This window comes from Borborobacter arsenicus, from assembly GCF_003934165.1.
GTDB lineage: Bacteria > Pseudomonadota > Alphaproteobacteria > Rhizobiales > Rhizobiaceae > Pseudaminobacter > Pseudaminobacter arsenicus.
The window spans coordinates 421,227-443,961 of record NZ_RKST01000001.1; the positions used below are offsets into that span (position 1 = coordinate 421,227).

Below are 22,735 nucleotides of genomic sequence, written 5' to 3' on the forward strand. Positions count from 1 at the left end.
GCAAATCGATAAGACGTGCCGATCCCGGCCGGAAAGCAGCTTGCCATGAACCCGCCTCCGAACATCACCGATCCGCTCGTATTGTTCATGCCTTCGGGTAAGCGCGGGCGCTTTCCGATCGGCACTCCGATCCTGGATGCGGCCCGCCAGCTTGGCGTCTATGTCGAAAGCGTCTGCGGCGGACGTGCGACCTGCGGCCGTTGCCAGATCGAGGTGCAGGAAGGCAATTTCGCCAAGCACAAGATCGTCTCGTCCCTCGAACATATCTCCCCCAAAGGCCCGAAGGAGGAGCGCTATGAGCGCGTGCGCGGCCTGCCGGAGGGGCGGCGCCTCTCCTGCTCGGCCACGGTCCAGGGCGACCTCGTCGTCGACGTGCCGCAGGACACCGTCATCAACGCCCAGGTGGTGCGCAAGGCCGCCAGCGACCGCGTGATCGAGCGCAACCCCGCCATCCAGCTTTGCTATGTCGAGGTCGAGGAGCCGGACATGCACAAGCCACTGGGCGATCTCGACCGCCTCAGGCTGGCGTTGGAGAAGGAATGGGGCTGGAAGAATCTGCTGATCGCGCCGCATCTGGTTCCGCAGCTTCAGGGCATCCTGCGCAAGGGCAACTGGGCCGTCACAGCCGCTATCCATCGCGACGCCGGCGCCTCGCGCCCCTTCATCGTCGCCTTGTGGCCGGGCTTGAAGAACGAGGCCTATGGCATTGCCTGCGACATCGGCTCAACCACCATCGCCATGCATCTGGTTTCGCTGCTGTCGGGGCGGGTTGCCGCTTCGTCCGGCACATCGAACCCGCAGATCCGCTTCGGCGAAGACCTGATGAGCCGCGTCTCCTACGTGATGATGAACCCGGACGGGCGCGAGGCCATGACCAAGGCCGTCCGCGAGGCGGTGAACGGCCTGATCGGCAAGGTCTGCGAGGAAGGCAACGCGAACCGCGACGACATCCTCGATTGCGTGTTCGTGGCCAACCCGATCATGCACCATCTGTTCCTTGGCATAGATCCGACCGAGCTTGGCCAGGCACCGTTTGCGCTCGCCGTTTCCAGCGCGCTGCAATATTGGGCGCACGACATCGATATCGAAGTCAATCGCGGCGCTCGTCTCTACACCTTGCCCTGCATCGCCGGCCATGTCGGTGCCGACGCCGCCGGCGCGACGCTGTCGGAAGGGCCTTACCGCCAGGACAAGATGATGCTGCTCGTCGATGTCGGCACCAATGCCGAGATCGTTCTTGGCAATAGGAACCGGGTCGTCGCAGCCTCGTCCCCCACGGGGCCTGCCTTCGAAGGTGCCGAGATTTCAGGTGGTCAGCGTGCGGCGCCCGGCGCCATCGAGCGCGTACGCATCGATCCGGAAACGCTGGAGCCGAAGTTCCGCGTTATTGGCGTCGATAAATGGTCCGACGAACCAGATTTCGAAGAAGCAGTCGGTGCAGTCGGCGTCACCGGCATTTGCGGCTCGGCGATCATCGAGGTGGTGGCGGAGATGTATTTGTCCGGCATCATTTCCGAAGACGGCGTCATCGACGGCGAATTGTCCGCCCGCTCACCGCGCATATTCCAGGACGGCCGCACCTATTCCTATCTGCTGCGCGACGGCGAGCCCCGGCTGGTCATCACGCAACGCGATGTGCGCGCCATCCAGTTGGCCAAGGCGGCCCTTTACGCGGGCGTCAAGCTGCTGATGGAAAAACAGGGCGTCGACCATGTCGACATGATCCGCTTTGCCGGTGCATTCGGCTCTTTCATCGACCCGAAATACGCCATGGTACTCGGCCTGATCCCGGATTGCGACCTGGCCGAGGTCAAGGCGGTCGGCAATGCTTCGGGAACAGGCGCCATGATGGCCCTGCTCAACCGCGATCATCGCCGTGAAATCGAAGACGCGGTCCATCGTATCGAGAAGATCGAGACCGCGCTGGAACCACATTTCCAGCAAATCTTCATCGACGCCATGGCACTACCCAACAAGGTCGATCCTTTCCCGAACCTTGCTTTGGCCGTGAACCTGCCGCCTCGGCAGGCAAATTCCGAGGAGAAGACGGCAAGTGGCGAGGCAGCACCTCGGCGCCGCTCACGCGAGGAGCGCGCGGCCCGGCGGGAGCGTGGATAGAATATGATCCCGAAAAGTTGCAAACTTTTCGGACAAGCTCATGCATCAAGAACAAGGGTTTAGCGCAATTAACCACGCAGAAGAAAGGATCCGATCCTGCCCGGGATCGGACCCTTTTTTCTGTGATGGGAGCTCAGAATTTGCCGGTCTCCCGGAAAAGATCGAAGGCGGCGCGTATGTGGTCGGCAACCGCCTTCACCGGCGCGCTGGCCTCGGGGGCTACAAGCAGTGCCAGGCTATATTCGCCGATCTCTGGCATACCGTCCTTCGGCCCCAACTCGGCCAGATTGCAGCTGTTCAGGAAGGACTTCGGCAGCGGCGCCACCGCAAGATCGGCCAGGATTGCGGCTCGCTGGCCAGCCGTGTGTGCGCTCATATAGGCGATACGATAGTTGCGCCCTTCCCGCCCCAGAGCTTCCAGTGCCCCGGCGCGCCAGGCACACCCCTCTTCCCATAACGACACAGGAAGCGGCTCGCGCAGATGCGCCGATCCGCCCTTGGCTCCGGCCCAGACGATCGGCTCCGTCAGCAGCGTTTCGGCACCGGCCATCGCCGGCTTGTAGGAATTGGTGACAAGGGTGATATCGAGCGTTCGGTCATCCATGCGCCGGATGAGGCTCTTGCTCTGGTCGATGGTCACATCGACGGCGATCGACGGATGCGTCTGCGCAAAACGCTTCAACACATGCGGCAATATCCGTTCGCCATAATCGTCCGGAGAACCCAGCCTGACCACGCCGACAATGTCCGGAACGATGAACTTCGACACCGCCTCGCGATTGATCGACAAAAGCCGCCTCGCATAGCCAAGCAGCATTTCGCCGTCATTGGTGAGCGTCACCGAGCGGGCATCCCGGGAAAACACCGAGCGGCCGAGAATATCCTCGAGCTTCTTGATCTGCATCGACACCGCTGACGGAGTGCGGAACACCGCATTGGCGGCGGTGGTGAAACTGCCGGTCTCGGCAATCGCCACGAAGGTGCGCAATACGTCGAGATCGAGCACCGGCAACGGATGATTGAGTGGAGCTGTCATCGCTCTTCACTTTCAATTTTTCTGATCAACATGATCATTTCATTTCGATTGATTGAATATCACAAGCGGAGGATAGTCAAGACCGTGCGATGAGCCTGATGACATCGATCAGCCATCGCCAAGACCCCGGCAGAATTCAGGCCGGTAGCAACCTCAGGAGAGTGCCATGTCCGTTATTTCGACCATCGGCCGCTTTGCCGCCGATTATGCCGCCGCCCGCAGCCGCCGCCAGACCGAGCGCGAAATCCGCTCGCTGCCGCTTGAGGTACAAAAGGATATCGGCTGGCCGGACATCGAGCCCCGGCACCGCGTTTTGCCGTTTACACTTGGCGCATGGGCAGGATGCAAGTAATCATGCCCGCCCAACACATGGCCGGCCGGACCTCGCGACAGTGTCCGGTCGGCCTTTTCTTGGCTGCGGCCTCTCTGCCAAGTAGAAATGCCAGCCATGCGTTTCCGCAGGGCGCGTATGAAGCAGCCGCATAGCCAGTTAATTTTAGAATAAGTATTTGTAATAATTATATTTTTTAACGCTACCGCGACATGGGCGACATGGGCGATGTCGTTTTTCACGCCAAGTAGTTCGCTTTTTCCGCTTAACTTGCGCCACGAACTAACTATATCCGCATCGTCAACGTGCTGCCCCACTCCATCAAGCGAAGGCACCCCGTGTAACACTGACTGCATGGAGATGTGTCATGAAGATTTTTTCCCGCTTTTTCCGCGGCAAGCGCCGTGAAATGAACCTCACCACCGCGCTTGAGCGTCAGCGGCTTGACCGTACGATGCCCGGCCAGTCGGGTGCGGTTGCTGCAGCGCGCCTCGGGTTTATCGCCTGAGCGAAACCGGGTCCGACCGGAGCCGCCTCGCCTCAAATTTGGCTGGGTCGTTCCGCCGTAGTGTTGCACACCATCCGAAACCAGTCGGCTGCCAGAAACGCCTGATGAACTGCCGTTCTGCGAGAGCCGGAGCGGTAGTTTTTGCTTGAAATCTGCCACCGGCAGCCTTCGAGCCACCAGCATTCACCGATGTCGCAAATATTGTTTCCGGATGCGGCCCCAACCCATTGACAGCAACGAGTTTTGCTGATGACGCTATGCTGATCGCGACATCCGATCGCGCCGCTGCCGCTTTGCGTGAGGGTTTGGTGAACGCTCCTAAACAACCGATCAAGAGATCGCTTGTCTTCTTTCTGGTTCCCGATTTTACGATGATCGCCTTTGCAACGGCGCTCGACCCTCTGCGATCGGCCAACAGAATGCTTGGCTATGAAGCCTATCGCTGGCGTCTGGCCAGCATCGACGGCAAGCCTGTCCGCGCCTCCAACTATGTCGAATGCTCGGTCGACACTTCGCTGGAGGAAGAGCGCAAGAAGATGGCCGGACCGGACCGCCCGTCGATGGTGGTGGTGTGCAGTGGGCTGAATGTCGAGACATATCACAACAAGTCGGCCTTCGCCTGGCTGCGCGAAGAGTACAATCGCGGCGTTGCCGTTGGTGGCCTTTGCACCGGCGCGCATATTCTGGCAGCGGCCGGTCTGCTATCCAACAAGCGCTGCGCCATTCACTGGGAAAACCTGCCCGGTTTTGCCGAAGCTTTCCCGAAATCCAACGTGTTTGCCGACCTGTTTGAGGTCGACCAGAACATCTACACCTGCGCAGGCGGTACGGCTGCCCTCGACATGATACTGAAGCTGATCGGCGATGATTTCGACGACAGTCTGGTCAACCGGGTTTGCGAGCAGGTGCTGACCGACCGTGTGCGCAGCCCGACAGACCGCCAGCGCCTGCCGCTGCGCGCTCGCCTTGGCGTGCAAAATTCCAAGGTCCTCACCATCATCGAATTGATGGAGGCAAACCTTGCCGAGCCGCTGTCGCTGATCGAGATCGCCGATCATGTCGGCCTGTCGCGGCGCCAGATCGAACGGCTGTTTCGCACCGAGATGGGCCGGTCGCCGGCTCGTTACTACCTCGAAATCCGCCTCGATCGCGCCCGCCATTTGCTGATCCAGTCATCAATGCCGGTCGTGGAAGTGGCGGTCGCCTGCGGTTTCGTCTCAGCGTCGCATTTTTCCAAATGCTACCGCGAACTCTATGCACGCTCACCGCAGCAGGAACGCCTCGACCGCAAGCAGCTTATCGCGGCATAGCCAAGTCGGTCGCAGCTTCCGCCCGTTGCAGATGCATCAGGTCGTCACGCCAAGCTCGACGAGGCGTTCGACGCAGGACTCCTCGGCCTGGTCCAGCTCCGCAAGCGTCTCCTCAAGATCGCGCCGCTTCTGACGTAGGTCCTCGCGCTTTTCTTCGATGCGCGTGATCATCAGATGAAGCTGCCCGACCTCACCCGGCGGCTCCTTGTACATCTGGATGATCTCGCGAATTTCGTTGATCGAAAAGCCCAGCCGCTTGCCGCGCATGATCTGCTTGATCAGATGCCGGTCGCTTGGCCGGAACAAGCGCGTGCGTCCGCGTCGCACCGGTTGGATCAGCCCCTCATCCTCATAGAACCGCAGCGTACGTGTCGAGATGCCAAACTCGCGGGTCAGCTCCGTGATCGAATAATATTCCCGCATCAGGCTCCGTGCCGGTCAAAGATTCTCAGACCGGTCATTTACGCACGGCATTTACGTAAAAGTCAATTACAGCGATGTCCGCGATGCCGGGCTGCAGGGCTGCCGGGGGTCAAAGCAGGCCAAACCACCAGGTGGCGAGGCCGAGGAAAGCAAAGAAGCCGACCACATCCGTCACCGTGGTCACGAAAACGGCAGACGCAACAGCCGGGTCAGCCCCCAGCCTGTCGAGAAGAAGCGGGATAAGAATGCCCGCAAGGGCAGCGACGAACATGTTGATGATCATAGCCGCCGCGATGATGCCGCCGAGATTCGGGTCCTGAAACCAGAGCGCGGCAACAATGCCGATCAGCACGGCAAAGATCATGCCGTTGAGGGACCCTACCCCCATCTCACGGCGGATGATGCGCCCCGCATTGTAGATATCCAGGTCACGTGTTGCCAGAGCCCGCACGGTAACGGTCATGGTCTGCGAGCCCGCATTGCCACCCATGCCGGCCACGATCGGCATCAACACCGCTAATGCCACGATCCGTTCGATCGTGTGGTCGAACAAGCCGATGACCGACGCTGCGAGAAAAGCCGTGAACAGGTTGACCAGCAGCCACGGCACGCGCGAGCGCGAGGCCGCCAACACGCTGTCGGAGAGTTCTTCATCGCCGACACCGCCCATGCGCAGCAGGTCCTCCTCTGCCTCCTGCTGGATCACATCGACGACATCATCGATGGTCAAGACGCCGACCAACCGGTCATTTTCATCGACAACGGCAGCAGACAGAAGGTCATATTGCTCGAATTCATGCGCCGCCTCCTCCTGGTCCATGCTGGCTGGAATGGCATGGCGCGTCTCATGCATGACATCTTCGACCTTAACCGCACGTTTGGAGCGCAGGATCTGATCAAGGTCCACTGCGCCAAGCAGCTTGAAGGTGGGGTCGATGACAAAAATTTGGGTGAAGCGGTCAGGAAGATCCTTGTCCTCGCGCATATAGTCGATGGTCTGTCCCACCGTCCAGAAAGGCGGCACCGCCACGAATTCCGTCTGCATGCGCCGGCCGGCCGATTCTTCCGGATAATCCAGCGAGCGCCGTAGCCTGATCCGCTCTGTGAACGGGAGCTGTGCAAGAATCTCGTCCTGGTCTTCCTGGTCGAGGTCTTCCAGAATGTAGACGGCATCATCAGAATCGAGTTCCTGGACCGCCTGGGCGATCTGGGCATTAGGCAGACTGTCAACGATCTCGAGGCGGATCGCCTCATCGACCTCGGTCAGCGCCGAAAAGTCGAAATCGCTGCCCATGAGATCGACCAGCGCGCGTCGTTGCTCAGGCAGCAACGCCTCCAGCAGATCGCCAAGCTCCGACTGATGGAGCTTTCCGACCTCCTGCCGTAGGGTCAGCGTGTCGCGGTCAGCGATCGCGGCCCCGACCAGAGCCAGAAACGATGCACGAATGACGCCATCGTCGCCGTAGAGATCGGCGTCGGCATGAGGATGGGCGCTGGCCCCCGGCGAATGTTCGTCCTGGCCTTCCAAGCTTGCCTCGTGTTTTGCGATTTCCGGGAAGGATGCCTCCCAGAACTAGAGCAAGTCACGCGGCAAGATCAAACGAAATACGGATGTCTCAGTTGCGGAAATGGGGATTCCAATCAATCGGCGAGGTGCACCACATCGCGGCCGACAGAGCCGACCAGCCGCTCTCACGCTCGCATTATGAGAGAACTGCCCTCATGGGCCTCAAAGATGGCTAACCCTCATCTCCGGCGCCGCCACAGAGGCAAGCGCCGGGCGTCGCCTTTCGGGCCAGCACAGGACAATCACGGCTGAAACCGCCAATCCAAGCAGCAGGAAAATTGGAAAAGCAAGCAGCGCACGCGGCGGCAAGATAGCGCCGACCACTTCGGGTGGCGACAGCGGCTGGAAAAGATCGCCGGCTTTATCGCGCGTCATCTGGCGCGCCGACTGCAGGAGTTCCTGATAGTTGGCAGTCAATTTCACGAGCTCTGAAGCAGCCAATTCCCTGAACTGCGGGGTGATTCGTGTTTGCTCCATGCTGGATGCAAGTTCGATCTCTTTTTGCAAACTCGATATCTCTGCGATCACTTCTTGACGCTGTTCCAGCACACTTCGAACATAGTCGAAAGGGACGCCGTTCGCGTGAGCTCCATAATCTGCCCCAGCGCGTTGTCACCCACCTGCAGGCTCTCCGATCGATTGCCCCCCTGACCAATGGTCCCTAACTCCTGCGCGCGCGTATCCCTGCCGCCATGTTGATATTCACGAAGGTTGGAAAGCATCTGATCGAGACCAGCCACCCGCCGTTTCCGATCGTCGATCGCCAGGTAGCGTTCCCGCACATAAGTCGCTGAGACCGTATCGTTTCCGTCAAGGCCATCCGCGAATATCGGGTTGAAATAGATCGTTCGGAATAGCTTCAGTTCGGCGCTAACATCTTCAGCTGAATGACTTGCTGCCGTCGTCAGGGAGGCTAACCGGTTGTCGCTCGACAATATGGCCAATCCCTTCTCAATATTGGCCAGCCTGGCATTAGTAACCAGAATGCTCGCAGGTGTATCAAGGCGCTCACCCGACTGCGTCACCGCCATCCCTTGCAGGCGTGTATCGGCAAAAATACGAAATTCGCTGGAGTAGATACTCCAGATTCGCGGCAACGCAGTAGCGATTGCCGCGCCTGTATCTTCGTCCACGCCAAGGGCCATATGGTTGACGTCAATGCGCAGACCGGAAAGCATCACCCCCTGCAATTCGAGTTGATAGGCGGCATTTATCGCCTCTATCTCAGTCTGGCCGAGATTCTTGGCCGACAGCTTTTCTCGGTATTTCATGGAGACGGATGCCGCCATTGGCGAGCCGTACTGCACGTTTATGTAACGCCTTAGATCAATACCTTCCGGAATATTGAACTGATCGCTAAGCGCTCCGACAACCGGCGCGATCAACAAATCCTGCGGCGAAAAGGCCGTCCCATTGGGAAACTTTGAATTTTCTATGTTCTTGAGAGTAATGAAATAGCTGACGGGGGTCTGAACGCCTGTCGCCGCCTTGAAAACCCAAATGCAGGCCAGAACCAAGCACAGGAAAAGCACCGAAGCCAACAGACCTCGCAGCCGCCATGCCTTCTTTAAAGTATCTATGACCGAAATCTCGGTATTATCCACGACTCGCCCAAACCATAACCCACCGATTACTGATTTGCCTGACGGTTTCCATAAGTCAAGATGAGACTGAAACTCCTATATCAGTAAAAAATCAGTCGTACCGTATTACGATATTTTACCAATTAAGTAGCTATCCTTTACTCAGAGCATAGGGCCGAAAAATAGAATCGGCTTTCGGATTATTCCGATGCTTAATCAAAGTGTTAGAGCGTCCTTTATGCGTCCGTTCGGACGCATAAAGGACGCTCTAACAACGCTCTCGAACCAAAGACTTGCTCTGGGGCGCCACCACGCGACAGATTACAGCGTGCCATTTCGGTCCGAGAGGATGGAAGGTAAGGGAATGCGGGCTTGGCGTAACAGGCCGTTAGCCTGACGCCAAGATGTCGACCACTCGCGGGGGCACATGATTACATGCCCGGTCAGCAGACTTTTTCTGAGAAAAGAAAGGACCTATCTCCGAAGGAGATTTTTCATGGTGCGGTCGAGAAGACTCGAACTTCCACGGGTTGCCCCACAGCGACCTCAACGCTGCGCGTCTACCAATTCCGCCACGACCGCACGTCACGAAAATAGCCGGTCGGAACCGGTCAGCGGCATGTAGCAAATCGCCCCTGACGAAACAAGTGTGCGTTCACAATATTCGGCAGGAATTCATGGCTCTGCACAGACCATTGCCGGCAACGCTGGACCTTTTGCATGGCTACCGCCATATGGAGAGCGAGCCTGGAAATTTTCGATCATGCAACGCAGCCAGATAGCAACGTCCTTCCTGCCCCTAACGGGTTCGCCAGCCGCCGAATGGCGGATCGAGCCGGGGTTGACCGCCTATGAGGATGCGCTGGCCGTGATGGAGCGACGCGCCGCAGAGATTCGCGAAGGCACCCAAGGAGAATTGATCTGGCTGGTCGAGCATCCACCGCTCTATACCGCCGGCACCAGCGCCCAGCCCTCCGATCTTGTCGATCCGGGCCGCTTTCCAGTCTTCAACGCCGGACGGGGCGGAGAGTACACCTATCACGGCCCCGGCCAGCGTGTCGTCTATGTCATGCTAGATTTGAAGCGACGGCGCGAGGACGTCCGCGCATTCGTCGCAGCGCTCGAAGAATGGATCATTGCCACCCTTGCCAGTTTCAATGTCCGCGGTGAACGGCGTGAAGATCGAGTCGGGGTCTGGGTGGTTCGGCCCGACCGCCCATCCATGCCCGATGGTTCTCCCGCTGAAGACAAAATTGCCGCGATCGGCATTCGTCTCCGGCGTTGGGTCAGTTTTCACGGTATCGCCATCAATGTCGAACCGGATCTTTCTCATTTCAGCGGTATCGTTCCCTGTGGCGTTACCGACCATGGCGTTACCAGCCTGGTGGATCTTGGCCTGCCGGTTACCATGGCCGACCTGGACATTGCCCTTAAATCCGCCTTCGAAACGGTTTTCGGCCCCGTGGAGGCTGTGTCGGGCCTTCCGCTCCGCACCGCCGGCTGACCCCGACAGGTGCCTTGATTACATCGCGCCGATCCACATCGCCATAGTCACCAGAAAGGCACTCATGCAGACCAGCGAGGCAACATCCTGAAGCAGTTCGGTCATGATTCTCTCCTGTATTCAGTATGTTCTTATTTTGTTCTATCTTTGTCTGGACGTCAAGACGGAACAAGCGTGCGGCCCGGCAGATTTGGGCGAACGCTTGCCATGAAGGTTAATAGCTGGTTACCACATCGGCGCAGGATGGACGGTGCTACATGACCTCAAGCTTTTGAAGTCATGTAACCTGTGCATCCCTGCGCCATCCGGTCATGGGAAAAGACAAGAACGCGCCAGCGAAGGCTTGTCAGATCGGGACGACCTTGCCCTCGGACAAGGTGACGCGACGATCCATGCGGGCGGCGAGCTCATGGTTGTGCGTCGCAATCAGCGCCGCCAGTCCGGACTGCCTCACCAAAGCGGCCAAAGCATCGAATACATAGCTGGCAGTGACCGGATCGAGATTGCCGGTGGGCTCGTCGGCCAGAAGCACCAGCGGAGCATTGGCAACCGCGCGTGCAATGGCGACCCGCTGCTGCTCGCCGCCGGAGAGTTCGGCCGGACGGTGATGGCCGCGCTTGCCGATCTGCATATAGTCAAGCAACTGCGCTGCCCGCGCGCTGGCTTCCGCCGGCGGCAGCCCCTTCACCAGTTGCGGCATCATGATGTTTTCCAGCGCCGAGAATTCCGGCAGCAGATGGTGGAACTGGTAGACGAAGCCGATGTCGTTGCGCCTTATCGCGGTGCGCTCGTCATCTGACAGGCGCCCGCAGGCACGCCCGCCAAGGATGACATCACCAGCATCTGGGCGTTCAAGCAAACCTGCGGTATGCAACAGTGTCGACTTACCTGCACCCGAGGGTGCTACCAGCGCCACCATCTCGCCGCGACGCAGTGAAAACTCGACACCATTCAGGATGGTCAGCTTGCGCGCCCCCTGCACATAGTGGCGCTCCACGCCCTTCAACTCGATAATCTTGTCGCCTGTCATCATTCGTACCGAAGCGCCTCGACCGGATCGAGCTTGGCGGCACGCCAGGCGGGAAACAGCGTTGCCAGGAAGGACAGCGCCAGTGCCATCAGGATGACGCTGAGTGTCTCACCGAAATCCATCTTCGCCGGCAGTTTGCTGAGGAAATAGAGTTCGGGATTGAACAGAACCGTCCCGGAAATCCACGAGAAGAACTGGCGGATCGATTCGACATTGAGGCAGATGACGATTCCGAGCACCACCCCAGCCAGCGTGCCAGTGACGCCGATTGCCGCCCCCGTCATCAGGAAGATACGCATCACGGCCCCGCGCGTCGCTCCCATGGTGCGCAGGATCGCAATATCGCGGCCCTTGTCCTTCACCAGCATGATCAGGCCGGAAATGATATTGAGCGCCGCCACCAGCACGATCAGCGTCAGGATCATGAACATAACATTGCGCTCGACCTGAAGCGCGGAGAAGAAGGTCTGGTTGCGCTGGCGCCAGTCGGAGATGAACACGGGGCGCTTTGCAGCCTCCTCCACCGCCGGTTTCAGGCTGTCGACAGCGTCCGGATTGTCCACGAACACCTCGATCGTCTGGGCGCGATTTTCCATGTTGAAGTAAAGCTGCGCCTCCGAAAGCGGCATGAAGACAATGGAGGAATCATATTCCGACATGCCGACTTCAAAAATCGCCACCACGGGGTAAGCCTTCACGCGGGGCGTTGTGCCGATCGGGGTGATATCGCCATCCGGAGAAACCAGCGTGATCGGGTCCCCGAGCGACAGACCCATATTGTCGGCCATACGCTGCCCGATCGCCACGCCTTCGCCGCTGTCGAAACCAACAATCGAACCCTGGCGAATATTATTGGCCACGAGCGAGACCTTGCCGAGGTCCTCCCCACGGATGCCGCGTACCAATGCGCCGGTGCCGGTTCCGACATTGCCTTGCGCCAATACCTGTCCGTCGATCAGCGGCACGGCATATTTGACGCCCGACACCCCGTTGATGCGGCCAGCAACCTCGGCATAATCCTCAAGCGGCATATCCACCGGCTGCACGATCAGGTGCCCGTTGATGCCAAGGATGCGCGTCAGAAGCTCGGCGCGGAATCCGTTCATCACCGCCATGACGATGATGAGCGTGGCAACCCCCAGCATGATCCCGAAAAACGAGATCGAGGCGATCACCGAAATGACGGTCTCCTTGCGCCGGGAACGCAGATAGCGCCAAGCGACCATGCGCTCGAATACGGAGAAAGGCCCCGCACCCGTCGGGCCGCTTGCCGTCATGCTCATCTGGCGGCACCAAAGCGTTGGGCGGCCTGCGCCAATGGCAGCGTCTCGCGTTCGCCCGTGCGCCGATTCTTGATCTCGACCTCGCCGGCTGCCACGCCGCGCGGGCCGACAATCACCTGCCAGGGCAAGCCGATCAGGTCGGCAGTCGCGAACTTTCCGCCCGGCCGCTGGTCGGTGTCGTCATAAAGCACTTCCTTGCCCGCTGCCGTCAGCGCGGCAAAAAGCTCTTCGCAGACCCGGTCACATTCCGCATCCCCGGTCTTCATATTGATGATGCCGACGTCGAACGGAGCAACCGACTCCGGCCAGATGATACCGTTTTCGTCATGCGACGCCTCGATGATCGCTGCAATCAGCCGGCTCGGCCCGATGCCATATGACCCCATGGAGACGAAATGTTCCTTCCCGTCGGGGCCTGCAACCTTCGCTCCCATCGGCTTGGAATATTTGTCGCCAAAATGGAAAATATGGCCGACCTCGATGCCCCGCGCGGACACCCGGTCGCGATCGGCGATAACATCCCAGGCGGCTTCATCATGCATCTCGTCGGTCGCCGCATAAGGCGTGGTCCACTGCTTCACGATATCGGCGATCTGGCTGTCATTGGTGAAGTCCGTGCCCTCTCCCGGCACCGCCAGGTCAAGGAAATCGCGATGGCAATAGACCTGGCTTTCGCCAGTATCTGCCAGGATGATGAATTCGTGGCTGAGGTCTCCACCGATCGGGCCCGTGTCGGCACGCATCGGAATGGCCTGCAAGCCCATCCGCGTGAAAGTGCGCAGATAGGCGACGAACATGCGGTTATAGGCGGCCTTGGCGCCCTCATAGTCGAGGTCGAAGGAATAGGCGTCCTTCATCAGGAATTCGCGCGAGCGCATCACGCCAAATCGAGGCCGCACCTCGTCGCGGAACTTCCATTGGATATGGTAGAGGTTGAGCGGCAGATCCTTGTAGGACTTCACATAGGAACGGAAGATTTCGGTGACCATTTCCTCATTGGTCGGGCCGAACAGCATGTCGCGCTCATGCCGGTCCTTGATGCGCAGCATCTCCTTGCCATAGTCCTCGTAACGGCCGCTTTCGCGCCACAGATCAGCAGACTGGATCGTCGGCATCAGGATTTCGAGCGCCCCTGCCCGGTCCTGCTCCTCACGCACGATGCGACAGACCTTGTCGAGAACCCGCTTGCCCAGCGGCAGCCAGGAAAAGCTTCCCGCGGCCTGCTGACGGATCATGCCGGCACGCAGCATCAGCCGGTGCGAGACGATCTCGGCCTCGCGCGGATTCTCTTTCAGGATGGGAAGGAAATAGCGCGACAGACGCATGGGATATTCCGTCAAAAGAAGAATGATGGATGGCACCGGAATCGGCGGCAACAAAGAGCTGACTGCCGGGACTTCATAGCCATTTCGTGGCAGAATGGAAACCCGCGCGACCGCGTCACGTGCACGCGCCGGGCCTGTGGCATGTCACATGAAGATCCTTGCATATTTATTGTGCAGCGCAGCACATCTAATCCTGCCCTGACGGAAAATTGTTAGTGACATTTTAGCGCACCTTGGTCTAAGGTGCCCCGATAACTGAGGGAGCAGAGAAAAATCTGTCCCCCTACGCGGTCAAGTCTTGGGAGGATGCGATCTAGGCGCGATAACTACGCTGCCGCCGGATACCGGAAAGTAGATCGGACGCGTTTAACTGCAAGGCCTCGTGCCTTGCATTTTTTTTGGCAATCAGAAGCTTGCGACAAAAACCTCACGCATCGGTCAACCAGCCGCGGCGGTTGACCGGTTGCCAGAGGCGCAATTCTTCCAGCCGTCGCGCCAAATGTATCCCGTGGTTCAATCGACCTGCGGAATTACGATCGGGATATCGTCGAACCCTAGGCCGAGGACCCGCGTAACGTAGTACAGGCCGCCAAAAATGATCAGCGAAATGATGGTGGTGCGGATCACGGCCTTCAGCATATGAGGACGGCCGGGAGCACTCGAGACCGTGCCAAGAGTCACGTCTTCACTGTCGTCCTGCGTCTTCAGCCCGAATGGCAGGGCGGCAAACAGCACGGTCCACCAGATGATGAAGAAGACGGCAGCACCCGAAACCCAACTCATGCCTGCTCCAGTTCCACCAGCGTACCCAGGAAGTCCTTGGGATGAAGGAAAAGCACCGGTTTGCCATGCGCACCGATCTTGGGGTCGCCGTCGCCCAATATGCGCGCGCCGGCAGCCTTCAGGCGATCCCTCGATACGATGATGTCATCGACCTCATAGCAGATGTGATGCATGCCACCTGCCGGGTTCTTTTCCAGGAATGCCGCAATCGGCGAATTTTCGCCCAATGGCTCCAGCAATTCGATCTTGGTGTTGACGGTGTCGATGAACACGACCGTTACGCCATGCTCGGGCAGCGTCTGCGGCTGTGTGACCTTCGCACCTAGCGTATCCCGATAGACCGCGGTTGCGGCGGCAAGATCCGGTACGGCGATAGCGACATGGTTCAATCGGCCAAGCATTGTCATCGCTCCGAGTTCAGCGCGTGACGAAAACCGTCACCAGCGGCTTCTTGCCCCAGGCTTCGTTGGCAGCCGAGCGCACGGCACGGCGCACAGCCTCCTGTACAAGGTCCAGGTCTTTTCGGCGCGCACGCGGTATGGAGTCGACCGCGCCGATTGCCGCATCCAGCATCAGTTCTTCCAGTTCCTCGCCGTCGCCATCGGTTCGCGCCACCCCGATTGCAACTATATCGGGATCACCGGACAGTTCGTAGCGATCATCGAGCACGACATTCATCGCGACATGGCCGGCAAACGACAGTTTACGCCGTTCGCGAATGCCCATCGCTTCGTCATTGCCGATCAGCTTGCCATCCTTATAGATGCGGCCGAACGGCAATTGGTCGATGATTTCGGCAGCGCCCGGCGCCAGTCGCAGCATATCGCCGTTACGTATCTGCGCCACCTCCGGCACGCCGGCCGCACTGGCCAGCGCACCATGAGCAACCAGATGCGCTGCTTCGCCGTGCACCGGCACGGCAATGCGCGGCCGCGTCCATTCATACATGCGGCGCAGTTCGCTGCGGCGCGGGTGGCCTGAAACATGCACCAGCGCATCGCCATCCTCGATGATCTTGACGCCCTGGTCGATCAACAGATTCTTGATCTCGAGAATGGCCTTTTCATTGCCGGGGATCGTGCGCGAGGAGTAGATGACAGTGTCGCCCGGGGACAGCGCGACCGTCTTCATTTCGTCGCGCGCCAGCTTGGCAAGCGCCGCACGCGGCTCACCCTGGCTACCCGTGCAGATGATGACGAGATTTTCCCGCGGAATGTAGCCGTAATCTTCTTCGGAAATGAATTCCGGCAGCCCGTCCATATAGCCAAGCTCGTCGGCGACATCGATGACCCGCTTGAGCGAACGGCCGAGCACCAGAACCTGACGGCCGGCATCGCGCGCGGCCTCCGCGATGGAGCGGATGCGCCCGACATTGGATGAGAAGGTGGTTACGGCGACACGGCCGGGCGCTTTCTCAATGACGCCGCGCAGCCCTTCGCCCACCGCCTGCTCCGACGGCGAATCGCCGTCGCGCAAGGCATTGGTAGAGTCGCAAACCAGGGCCAGCACGCCCTTGTCGCCCAGCGCCCTGAATCGCGCCTCATCCGTCTCCGGTCCGATTTCCGGTGCCGGATCGATCTTCCAGTCGCCGGTATGGATCACCGTTCCGAGCGGCGAGGTGATCGCCAGCGACACCGGTTCGGGGATCGAGTGACTGACCGGCACCGCCTCGATACTGAACGGTCCTACTTCAAAAGTCTCGCCGGCCCGATAGATCGTCACCGGAACCTTGATGGTGCCGCTTTCGGATTGCCGCTTGGCTTCCAGCAGCCCGGCAGAAAACGGCGTCATCCACACCGGTGCCTTCAGCTTCGGCCACAGGTCGAGCAATGCGCCGTAATGATCCTCATGCGCATGGGTAATGACGATACCGCGCAGATTATGCACTTCGCCTTCGATGAAGCGTGTGTCAGGCAGGACAAGGTCGACACCTGGCAGGGATGCATCGGGGAAAGTGACGCCGACATCCACAATGATCCATTCGCGCTTGTCCGCCGGGCCATAGCCGTAGAGCGCGAAATTCATGCCGATCTCACCGACACCGCCCAACGGTGCGAATACGAGTTCAGCCTGCCTGTCTTGCGCCATGTCTTTTTCTCCAGTCCGGAAACGGTATCGCAAGACGAACCCGACTTGCAGCCCTCCGTTTATTGCGCGCCGGCCGACGCGACCGCGCCGAAATGCACGTCGCCGGCAGCGATTCTCACTATTTCGCCCTTGGTGTTGCGAATGACAAATCGGCAATCCTCGTCGATGGTCTCGAACACGCCGCGCACCACATCGCCATCGACCCTGACGGCAACCTCGCCGCCCAGCCCCGCCGCCCGCTCCAGCCATCGCTTGCGGATATGGCCAAGGCCCTGCCCCCCGTTCCATAGCCGGATGTTCTGGCTCCATGCATCGGATAGCGCAAGGAACAGCGTTTCGGCATCGCAATTCGCACCCAGCACATCGAGCGACGTCGCCGGATAAGGAACATCGTGGGGATAGGCTACGACATTGACACCGATACCAATGGCAACAGCCGCCCGCTGGCGATCGAGCACCGCAGACTCAAGCAGGATACCGGCAAGCTTGGCGCCCTCAGCCAGCACATCGTTCGGCCATTTCAGCTCGAAGCGATTGCCGCGTTCGCCACTGCCGCCGTCGGGAGCGATCCTGATCCGCCCGCCCGGCACCACCGCATCCAACGCATCGGCAAGCGACAGACCGGCAACAAAGCCGAGCGTGGCGGCAATCTTCAGGTCGCAATCGGTGACCATCAACAGCGTAGCGGCAAGATTGCCTTCCGGCGTTGCCCATGACCGCCCGCGCCGCCCGCGTCCGCTTTCCTGCTTTTTCGAAACCACCCAAAGCCGGCCGGGATCACCCTGCCGCGCCCGCTCCAGGGCAATCGCATTTGTCGATCCGACACTATCATGCGCTTCGAGCCTGAAGCCCTCGGACGCGGAAGTCGGAGCCAGTGTGAAGGCCATGCTGTCAGAAGAACGTTTTTGCGGCTGCTTCCGCCATGCGCCCGATCGGAGCACCGATCAACACGTAAAACAGAACGAACAGCCCCGATGCGCCGAGCACCAGCCGCAGCTCGCCGGCCATAGGCTGGAAGCCCTCATCCGGCTCGTCGAACCACATGATCTTGATGATGCGCAGATAGTAGTACGCGGCCACTACCGACATCAGCACGCCGATAACCGCGAGCGTGTATAGCTCGGCATTGATCGCGGCGAGGAACACATACCATTTCCCCCAGAACCCGGCGAGCGGCGGAATACCGGCCAGCGAGAACATCAGGAGCGTCAATAGTGTCGCCATCATCGGGTTGGTTCCGGCGAGACCCGCGAGGTCGTTGATCTGCTCGACATTGCCGTCCTTGCGCCGCATCGCCAGGATAAAGGCGAAGGCGCCGAGCGTCATCACCAGATAGATCAGCATATAGATGGCAACGCCGCGAATGCCTTCCTCGGTGTTGGCAGCCAGCCCCACCAGTGCGAAGCCGACATGGCCTATGGAGGAATAGGCCATCATGCGCTTGATATTGCGCTGGCCGATCGCCGCGAACGAACCCAGCGCCATCGAGGCAATGGAGACGAAGACGATGATCTGCTGCCAGTCCGGTCCAATCGGCTCGAACGGCGTCATCGTCACGCGAACCATCAACGCCATCGCCGCCATTTTGGGCGCGGAGGCAAAGAAGGCCGTGACCGGCGTCGGCGCGCCCTCATAGACGTCTGGCGTCCACATATGGAACGGCACGGCAGAAATCTTGAAAGCGACGCCCGCAAGCACCAGCACAAGGCCGAAGACCAGGCCGAGCTGCCGTCCGGTGTCGGTCAGCGCGCTGGCAATAGCATCGAAACCGGTATGGCCGGTGTAGCCGTAAACCAGCGTGATACCGTAAAGCAGGATGCCTGAGGAAAGTGCGCTGAGGACGAAATATTTCAGCCCCGCTTCGGTCGAGCGCGCGCTGTCGCGATTGATCGCCGCAACCACGTAAAGCGCCAGCGACTGAAGCTCCATGCCCAGATAGAGCGTCATCATGTCGTTGGCCGAAATCATCATCATCATGCCGGTGCTGGCGAGCAGCACGAGCACCGGATATTCGAACTTGTCGAACTTCTCGGCCTTGGCGAAGCCCACCGACATAATCAGCGTGATTGCAGCGCCGATCAGCATCAGCACCTTCATGAACACCGCGAAGGGATCGCTGACGAAGGCACCGCCGAACGCCTTGCCGTGACCGGCAAACAAAAGCATCCAGGCGCCCGCGCCTGCAAGCACGGCAACCGCCAGCCCATTGACGATGTCATTGGCCCGCCGTCCCGAAAACACCCCGACCATCAGCAGCGCCAATGCACCAACCGCAATAATCAGTTCAGGGGAAGCCAGCGAGAGGCTCGAAATGAGTTCCGGCGTCATAGGCCCATTCCTGTCAGTTCGCAGCCGCGCTCTGCGCGGCGTCGAGCGATACGGTTACGTTGTTGATCAGCGCCTGCACCGAGTTCGCGGTCACGTCGAAGACCGGTGCCGGATAGACGCCGAACAGGATGGTGAAGGCGATCAGCGGATAAAGGATCGCCTTTTCCCGCGTCGACAGATCGAGCATGCTCTTCAGGCTTTCCTTGGACAGCGCGCCGAATACAACCTTGCGGTAGAGCCACAGCGCATAGCCGGCCGACAGGATGACGCCCGTCGTGGCAAACAGCGCGACCCAGGTATTGGCCTTGAAGGCGCCAAGCAGCGTCAGGAACTCGCCGACAAAGCCGCTGGTGCCCGGCAGACCGACATTGGCCATGGTGAAGATCAGGAAGGCCACGGCATATTTCGGCATGTTATTGACCAGACCGCCATAGGCGGCGATCTCGCGGGTATGCATACGATCGTAGATGACACCAACGCACAGGAACAGCGCGCTGGACACCAGCCCATGCGACAGCATCTGGAAGATCGCGCCCTGGATGCCTTCCTGGTTTAGGGCGAAGATACCCATCGTCACATAGCCCATATGCGCCACCGACGAATAGGCGATCAGTTTCTTCATGTCCTCCTGCATCAGCGCCACCAGCGAGGTGTAGATGATGGCGATCACCGACAGGGCAAAGACCAAAGGCTGGAAGTAGAGCGACGCATCCGGGAACATCGGCAGTGAGAAGCGCAGGAAGCCGTAGCCGCCCATCTTCAGGAGAATGCCTGCCAGGATGACCGAGCCCGCTGTCGGCGCTTCCACATGTGCATCCGGCAGCCAGGTATGCACCGGCCACATCGGCATCTTGACCGCGAAGGAGGCGAAGAAGGCCAGCCATAGCCAGGTCTGCATACTAGCCGGGAAGTCATGCGTCAGCAGCGTCGGGATGTCGGTGGTGCCGGACTGCCAGAACATCGCCATGATGGCGAGCAGCATCAGCACCGAGCCGAGCAATGTGTAGAGGAAGAACTTGAAACTGGCATAGACGCGGCGCTTGCCGCCCCACACGCCGATGATGATGAACATCGGGATGAGGCCGGCTTCGAAGAACACGTAGAACAGCACGATATCCAGCGCACAGAACACGCCGATCATCAGCGTTTCCAGCACCAGGAACGCGATCATGTATTCCTTGACGCGGCTCTGGATCGACTCCCAGCTCGCCAGGATGCAAAGCGGCATCAGGAAGGCGGTCAGGACAACGAACAGCATCGAAATGCCGTCGACGCCCATATGGTAGGAAATGCCGCTGTCCAGCCAATCGGTCTTTTCGACCATCTGGAAGCCGGCCTCGCCATTGTCGAAGCCTGCCCAGACGAACAGCGACAGGATGAAGGTGAAGACGGTCGTCAACAGCGCGACATTGCGGATATTGCGCCGCGCATTGTCACTGTCGTCACGGATCAAGAGGATCAGGAACGCGCCGACGAGCGGCAGAAAGGTGACCGTGGAAAGAATAGGCCAGTCGGTCATCAGAACGAGCTCCCGAGCATCATCCAGCTGAGGAACGCGGCAACGCCGATCAGCATGACGAAAGCGTAGTGATACATGTAGCCGGACTGGAAGCGCACGGCCCTATTGGTGACGTCGATGACGCGCGCCGAGATGCCGTCAGGCCCGAGCCCGTCGATGAACCAGCCGTCGCCCTTCTTCCACAGGAAGCTGCCGAGCCACTTCGCGCTGCGCACGAACAGGAAATCAAAGAGCTCGTCGAAATACCACTTGTTGAGCAGGAAGGCGTAGAGGCCACGGTGACTTGCCGCCAGGTTCTTCGGCGTCTCCGGCGAGCGGATGTAGAAATGCCATGCGGTCAGGAATCCGACCAGCATCGCCACGAACGGTGCAAGCTTCACCCACAACGGCACGTCGTGGAAGTCGTGCAATATGTGGTTATCGGCTAGTGTGAACAGAGCCGTCTTCCAGAAGAGCTCATAGCTGGCCCCAATGAAGTAGTCGTGGAAGACCACGCCGGCAAATAGCGCGCCAATGGCAAGCAGCACCAGCGGCACCAGCATCACCGGCGGCGATTCATGCACATGATGCATGACATCGGCGGTTGCACGCGGCTGGCCGTGGAATGTCATGAAAATCAGGCGCCAAGAATAGAAGCTGGTGAATACCGCGGCAATGACAAGCAGCGTGAAGGCAAAGCCCGCAACCGCATTGTGCCCGACAAAAGCGCCTTCGATGATCGCATCCTTGGAGAAGAAGCCGGCCGTGCCGATGAGGGTCGCAGGAATACCGACGCCGGTCAGCGCAAGCGTGCCGATGATCATCATCCAATAAGTGACCGGGATCAGCCTTCTCAAGCCGCCCATCTTGCGCATGTCCTGCTCATCCGACACCGCATGGATGACCGAACCGGAGCCCAGGAACAGCAGCGCCTTGAAGAAGGCGTGCGTGAACAGATGGAAGATGGCCGCCGAATAAAAGCCCATGCCCAGTGCCACGAACATGTAGCCGAGCTGCGAACAGGTGGAATAGGCGATGACCCGCTTGATGTCGTTTTGCACCAGCCCCACCGTCGCCGCGAAAAACGCGGTGAAGGCGCCGATGAAGGTAACCACCGTCAGCGCCGTATGCGACAGCTCGAAAATCGGCGACATGCGTGCCAGCATGAAGACGCCGGCCGTCACCATGGTCGCGGCATGGATCAGAGCTGAAACCGGAGTCGGGCCCTCCATGGCATCGGGAAGCCAGGTGTGCAGCGGCACCTGCGCCGACTTGCCCATGGCTCCCATGAACAGGAGCAGGCAGACCACGGTCAGCGCACCGGCCCGATCGAGGTCGTGGCCGAGGAAATTGAAGATAGCCGCGGTATTTTCCTGCGCGCCCTCAGCCGGAACATAGGAAGCAGCCGTTGCAAAGATCGTGCTCAGATCGACCGAGCCGAACAGCACGAACACGCCGAAAATGCCAAGCAGGAAGCCGAAATCACCAACGCGGTTGACCACGAAGGCCTTGATCGCCGCCGCATTGGCCGACGGCTTCTTGTACCAGAAACCGATCAGCAGATAGGAGGCAAGGCCCACGCCTTCCCAGCCAAAGAACATCTGCACCAGGTTGTCTGACGTCACCAGCATCAGCATGGCGAAGGTGAAGAGCGACAGATAGGCGAAGAAGCGCGGACGATGCGGGTCGTGATGCATGTAGCCGATCGAATAGATGTGCACCAGCGCCGACACGGTGTTGACCACGACCAGCATGACCACCGTCAGCGTGTCGATGCGCAAGGCCCAGTCAGCCTGCATACCGCCTGAATCCAGGAAGCGCAGAACCGGAATGCTCAGGGTTTCCGCCGGACTGAAGCCGACAGAAAAAAAGGCGATCCAGGACAGAACGGCAGAGACCACCAGCAGGCCGGAGGTGATGTATTCGGATGCCTTGGCGCCAAGCGCTGTGCCGAACAGCCCGGCGATCAGGAAACCCAGGAGCGGAAGGAAGACGATAGCGTGATACATTGCTTTGTCCC

At 59.6% G+C, this 22,735-nt stretch carries 20 protein-coding genes and 1 tRNA gene; 5 read left to right on the forward strand and 16 right to left on the reverse strand.

Features of this window, described 5'->3' with window-relative positions:
- Nucleotides 1-45 precede the first annotated feature (45 nt).
- Nucleotides 46-2,118, forward strand: coding sequence for an ASKHA domain-containing protein (locus EET67_RS09585; protein ID WP_128625907.1), 2,073 nt, complete (start codon nt 46-48; stop codon nt 2,116-2,118).
- Nucleotides 2,119-2,251: 133 nt separating this feature from the next.
- On the opposite strand, the gene EET67_RS09590 is transcribed toward EET67_RS09585, so the two are convergent.
- A complete protein-coding gene (locus tag EET67_RS09590; protein WP_128625908.1) occupies nt 2,252-3,154 on the reverse strand; it encodes a LysR substrate-binding domain-containing protein in 903 nt (300 codons plus the stop codon).
- A 166-nt stretch (nt 3,155-3,320) separates the two neighbouring features.
- Here EET67_RS09590 and EET67_RS09595 point away from each other — a divergent pair, with 166 nt between their 5' ends.
- From EET67_RS09595 to EET67_RS09605, 3 genes are all read left to right on the forward strand, one after another.
- On the forward strand, nt 3,321-3,506 hold the full coding sequence (locus tag EET67_RS09595) for a hypothetical protein (protein WP_128625909.1): 186 nt from the start codon (nt 3,321-3,323) through the stop codon (nt 3,504-3,506).
- 346 nt (nt 3,507-3,852) lie between these two features.
- Nucleotides 3,853-3,993, forward strand: coding sequence for a hypothetical protein (locus EET67_RS09600; protein WP_128625910.1), 141 nt, complete (start codon nt 3,853-3,855; stop codon nt 3,991-3,993).
- A gap of 371 nt (nt 3,994-4,364) precedes the next feature.
- Nucleotides 4,365-5,303 (forward strand): GlxA family transcriptional regulator, encoded by a 939-nt coding sequence (locus tag EET67_RS09605; protein ID WP_425359519.1) that lies wholly within the window; start codon nt 4,365-4,367, stop codon nt 5,301-5,303.
- 36 nt (nt 5,304-5,339) lie between these two features.
- On the opposite strand, the gene EET67_RS09610 is transcribed toward EET67_RS09605, so the two are convergent.
- From EET67_RS09610 to EET67_RS09630, 5 genes are all read right to left on the reverse strand, one after another.
- Complete coding sequence (locus EET67_RS09610) at nt 5,340-5,726, reverse strand: MerR family transcriptional regulator (RefSeq protein WP_128625912.1); 387 nt, start codon at nt 5,724-5,726, stop codon at nt 5,340-5,342.
- Between the two features lie 109 nt (nt 5,727-5,835).
- On the reverse strand, nt 5,836-7,254 hold the full coding sequence (mgtE, locus tag EET67_RS09615; protein ID WP_128625913.1) for a magnesium transporter: 1,419 nt from the start codon (nt 7,252-7,254) through the stop codon (nt 5,836-5,838).
- A gap of 201 nt (nt 7,255-7,455) precedes the next feature.
- Entirely contained in the window at nt 7,456-7,821 is a 366-nt protein-coding gene (locus EET67_RS09620; RefSeq protein ID WP_165899847.1) for a hypothetical protein, read from the reverse strand.
- Nucleotides 7,818-8,897 (reverse strand): hypothetical protein, encoded by a 1,080-nt coding sequence (locus EET67_RS09625; RefSeq protein ID WP_128625915.1) that lies wholly within the window; start codon nt 8,895-8,897, stop codon nt 7,818-7,820. Before EET67_RS09625 ends, EET67_RS09620 begins: the two co-directional genes overlap by 4 nt.
- A gap of 476 nt (nt 8,898-9,373) precedes the next feature.
- A tRNA-Leu gene (locus EET67_RS09630) sits at nt 9,374-9,458 on the reverse strand.
- Nucleotides 9,459-9,636: 178 nt separating this feature from the next.
- On the opposite strand from EET67_RS09630, the gene lipB reads away from it, so the two are divergent.
- Entirely contained in the window at nt 9,637-10,380 is a 744-nt protein-coding gene (gene lipB, locus EET67_RS09635) for a lipoyl(octanoyl) transferase LipB (protein ID WP_128626162.1), read from the forward strand.
- Nucleotides 10,381-10,726: 346 nt separating this feature from the next.
- On the opposite strand, the gene EET67_RS09640 is transcribed toward lipB, so the two are convergent.
- The 10 genes from EET67_RS09640 to nuoL all read right to left on the reverse strand — a co-directional run bounded on the left by EET67_RS09640 (nt 10,727) and on the right by nuoL (nt 22,724).
- The gene (locus EET67_RS09640) at nt 10,727-11,410 is read right to left on the reverse strand and encodes an ABC transporter ATP-binding protein (RefSeq protein ID WP_128626163.1); all 684 of its coding nucleotides are present in this window, start codon (nt 11,408-11,410) and stop codon (nt 10,727-10,729) included.
- Nucleotides 11,410-12,693 carry a lipoprotein-releasing ABC transporter permease subunit gene (locus EET67_RS09645; protein WP_128625916.1) on the reverse strand — a complete coding sequence of 428 codons (1,284 nt, stop codon included), beginning with the start codon at nt 12,691-12,693 and terminating at the stop codon, nt 11,410-11,412. The genes EET67_RS09640 and EET67_RS09645 overlap by 1 nt, the downstream gene beginning before the upstream one ends.
- Nucleotides 12,690-14,018, reverse strand: a complete 1,329-nt coding sequence (gene proS / locus EET67_RS09650; RefSeq protein ID WP_128625917.1) for a proline--tRNA ligase — start codon at nt 14,016-14,018, stop codon at nt 12,690-12,692. The genes EET67_RS09645 and proS overlap by 4 nt, the downstream gene beginning before the upstream one ends.
- A 513-nt stretch (nt 14,019-14,531) precedes the next feature.
- Nucleotides 14,532-14,801: a DUF1467 family protein gene (locus EET67_RS09655; protein ID WP_128625918.1), complete on the reverse strand. Its 270-nt coding sequence runs from the start codon at nt 14,799-14,801 to the stop codon at nt 14,532-14,534.
- A complete protein-coding gene (mce, locus tag EET67_RS09660) occupies nt 14,798-15,202 on the reverse strand; it encodes a methylmalonyl-CoA epimerase (protein ID WP_128625919.1) in 405 nt (134 codons plus the stop codon). The genes EET67_RS09655 and mce overlap by 4 nt, the downstream gene beginning before the upstream one ends.
- Nucleotides 15,203-15,218: 16 nt before the next feature.
- On the reverse strand, nt 15,219-16,889 hold the full coding sequence (locus EET67_RS09665; RefSeq protein WP_128625920.1) for a ribonuclease J: 1,671 nt from the start codon (nt 16,887-16,889) through the stop codon (nt 15,219-15,221).
- A gap of 59 nt (nt 16,890-16,948) precedes the next feature.
- On the reverse strand, nt 16,949-17,776 hold the full coding sequence (locus tag EET67_RS09670) for a biotin--[acetyl-CoA-carboxylase] ligase (protein ID WP_128625921.1): 828 nt from the start codon (nt 17,774-17,776) through the stop codon (nt 16,949-16,951).
- Nucleotides 17,777-17,780: 4 nt separating this feature from the next.
- Nucleotides 17,781-19,217 (reverse strand): NADH-quinone oxidoreductase subunit NuoN, encoded by a 1,437-nt coding sequence (gene nuoN, locus EET67_RS09675; RefSeq protein ID WP_128625922.1) that lies wholly within the window; start codon nt 19,215-19,217, stop codon nt 17,781-17,783.
- Nucleotides 19,218-19,230: 13 nt separating this feature from the next.
- Nucleotides 19,231-20,736 carry an NADH-quinone oxidoreductase subunit M gene (locus EET67_RS09680; RefSeq protein WP_128625923.1) on the reverse strand — a complete coding sequence of 502 codons (1,506 nt, stop codon included), beginning with the start codon at nt 20,734-20,736 and terminating at the stop codon, nt 19,231-19,233.
- Nucleotides 20,736-22,724 (reverse strand): NADH-quinone oxidoreductase subunit L, encoded by a 1,989-nt coding sequence (gene nuoL, locus EET67_RS09685; RefSeq protein WP_128625924.1) that lies wholly within the window; start codon nt 22,722-22,724, stop codon nt 20,736-20,738. The genes EET67_RS09680 and nuoL overlap by 1 nt, the downstream gene beginning before the upstream one ends.
- Nucleotides 22,725-22,735 lie beyond the last annotated feature (11 nt).

Bases quoted from the DNA above. Each gene is read 5' to 3' on its own strand.
- EET67_RS09585 (WP_128625907.1), top strand. From the start codon at position 46: ATGAACCCGCCTCCGAACATCACCGATCCGCTCGTATTGTTCATGCCT.
- EET67_RS09590 (WP_128625908.1), bottom strand. From the start codon at position 3,154: ATGACAGCTCCACTCAATCATCCGTTGCCGGTGCTCGATCTCGACGTA.
- EET67_RS09595 (WP_128625909.1), top strand. From the start codon at position 3,321: ATGTCCGTTATTTCGACCATCGGCCGCTTTGCCGCCGATTATGCCGCC.
- EET67_RS09600 (WP_128625910.1), top strand. From the start codon at position 3,853: ATGAAGATTTTTTCCCGCTTTTTCCGCGGCAAGCGCCGTGAAATGAAC.
- EET67_RS09605 (WP_425359519.1), top strand. From the start codon at position 4,365: ATGATCGCCTTTGCAACGGCGCTCGACCCTCTGCGATCGGCCAACAGA.
- EET67_RS09610 (WP_128625912.1), bottom strand. From the start codon at position 5,726: ATGCGGGAATATTATTCGATCACGGAGCTGACCCGCGAGTTTGGCATC.
- EET67_RS09640 (WP_128626163.1), bottom strand. From the start codon at position 11,410: ATGACAGGCGACAAGATTATCGAGTTGAAGGGCGTGGAGCGCCACTAT.
- EET67_RS09645 (WP_128625916.1), bottom strand. From the start codon at position 12,693: ATGAGCATGACGGCAAGCGGCCCGACGGGTGCGGGGCCTTTCTCCGTA.
- proS (WP_128625917.1), bottom strand. From the start codon at position 14,018: ATGCGTCTGTCGCGCTATTTCCTTCCCATCCTGAAAGAGAATCCGCGC.
- EET67_RS09655 (WP_128625918.1), bottom strand. From the start codon at position 14,801: ATGAGTTGGGTTTCGGGTGCTGCCGTCTTCTTCATCATCTGGTGGACC.
- mce (WP_128625919.1), bottom strand. From the start codon at position 15,202: ATGCTTGGCCGATTGAACCATGTCGCTATCGCCGTACCGGATCTTGCC.
- EET67_RS09665 (WP_128625920.1), bottom strand. From the start codon at position 16,889: ATGGCGCAAGACAGGCAGGCTGAACTCGTATTCGCACCGTTGGGCGGT.
- EET67_RS09670 (WP_128625921.1), bottom strand. From the start codon at position 17,776: ATGGCCTTCACACTGGCTCCGACTTCCGCGTCCGAGGGCTTCAGGCTC.
- nuoN (WP_128625922.1), bottom strand. From the start codon at position 19,217: ATGACGCCGGAACTCATTTCGAGCCTCTCGCTGGCTTCCCCTGAACTG.
- EET67_RS09680 (WP_128625923.1), bottom strand. From the start codon at position 20,736: ATGACCGACTGGCCTATTCTTTCCACGGTCACCTTTCTGCCGCTCGTC.
- nuoL (WP_128625924.1), bottom strand. From the start codon at position 22,724: ATGTATCACGCTATCGTCTTCCTTCCGCTCCTGGGTTTCCTGATCGCC.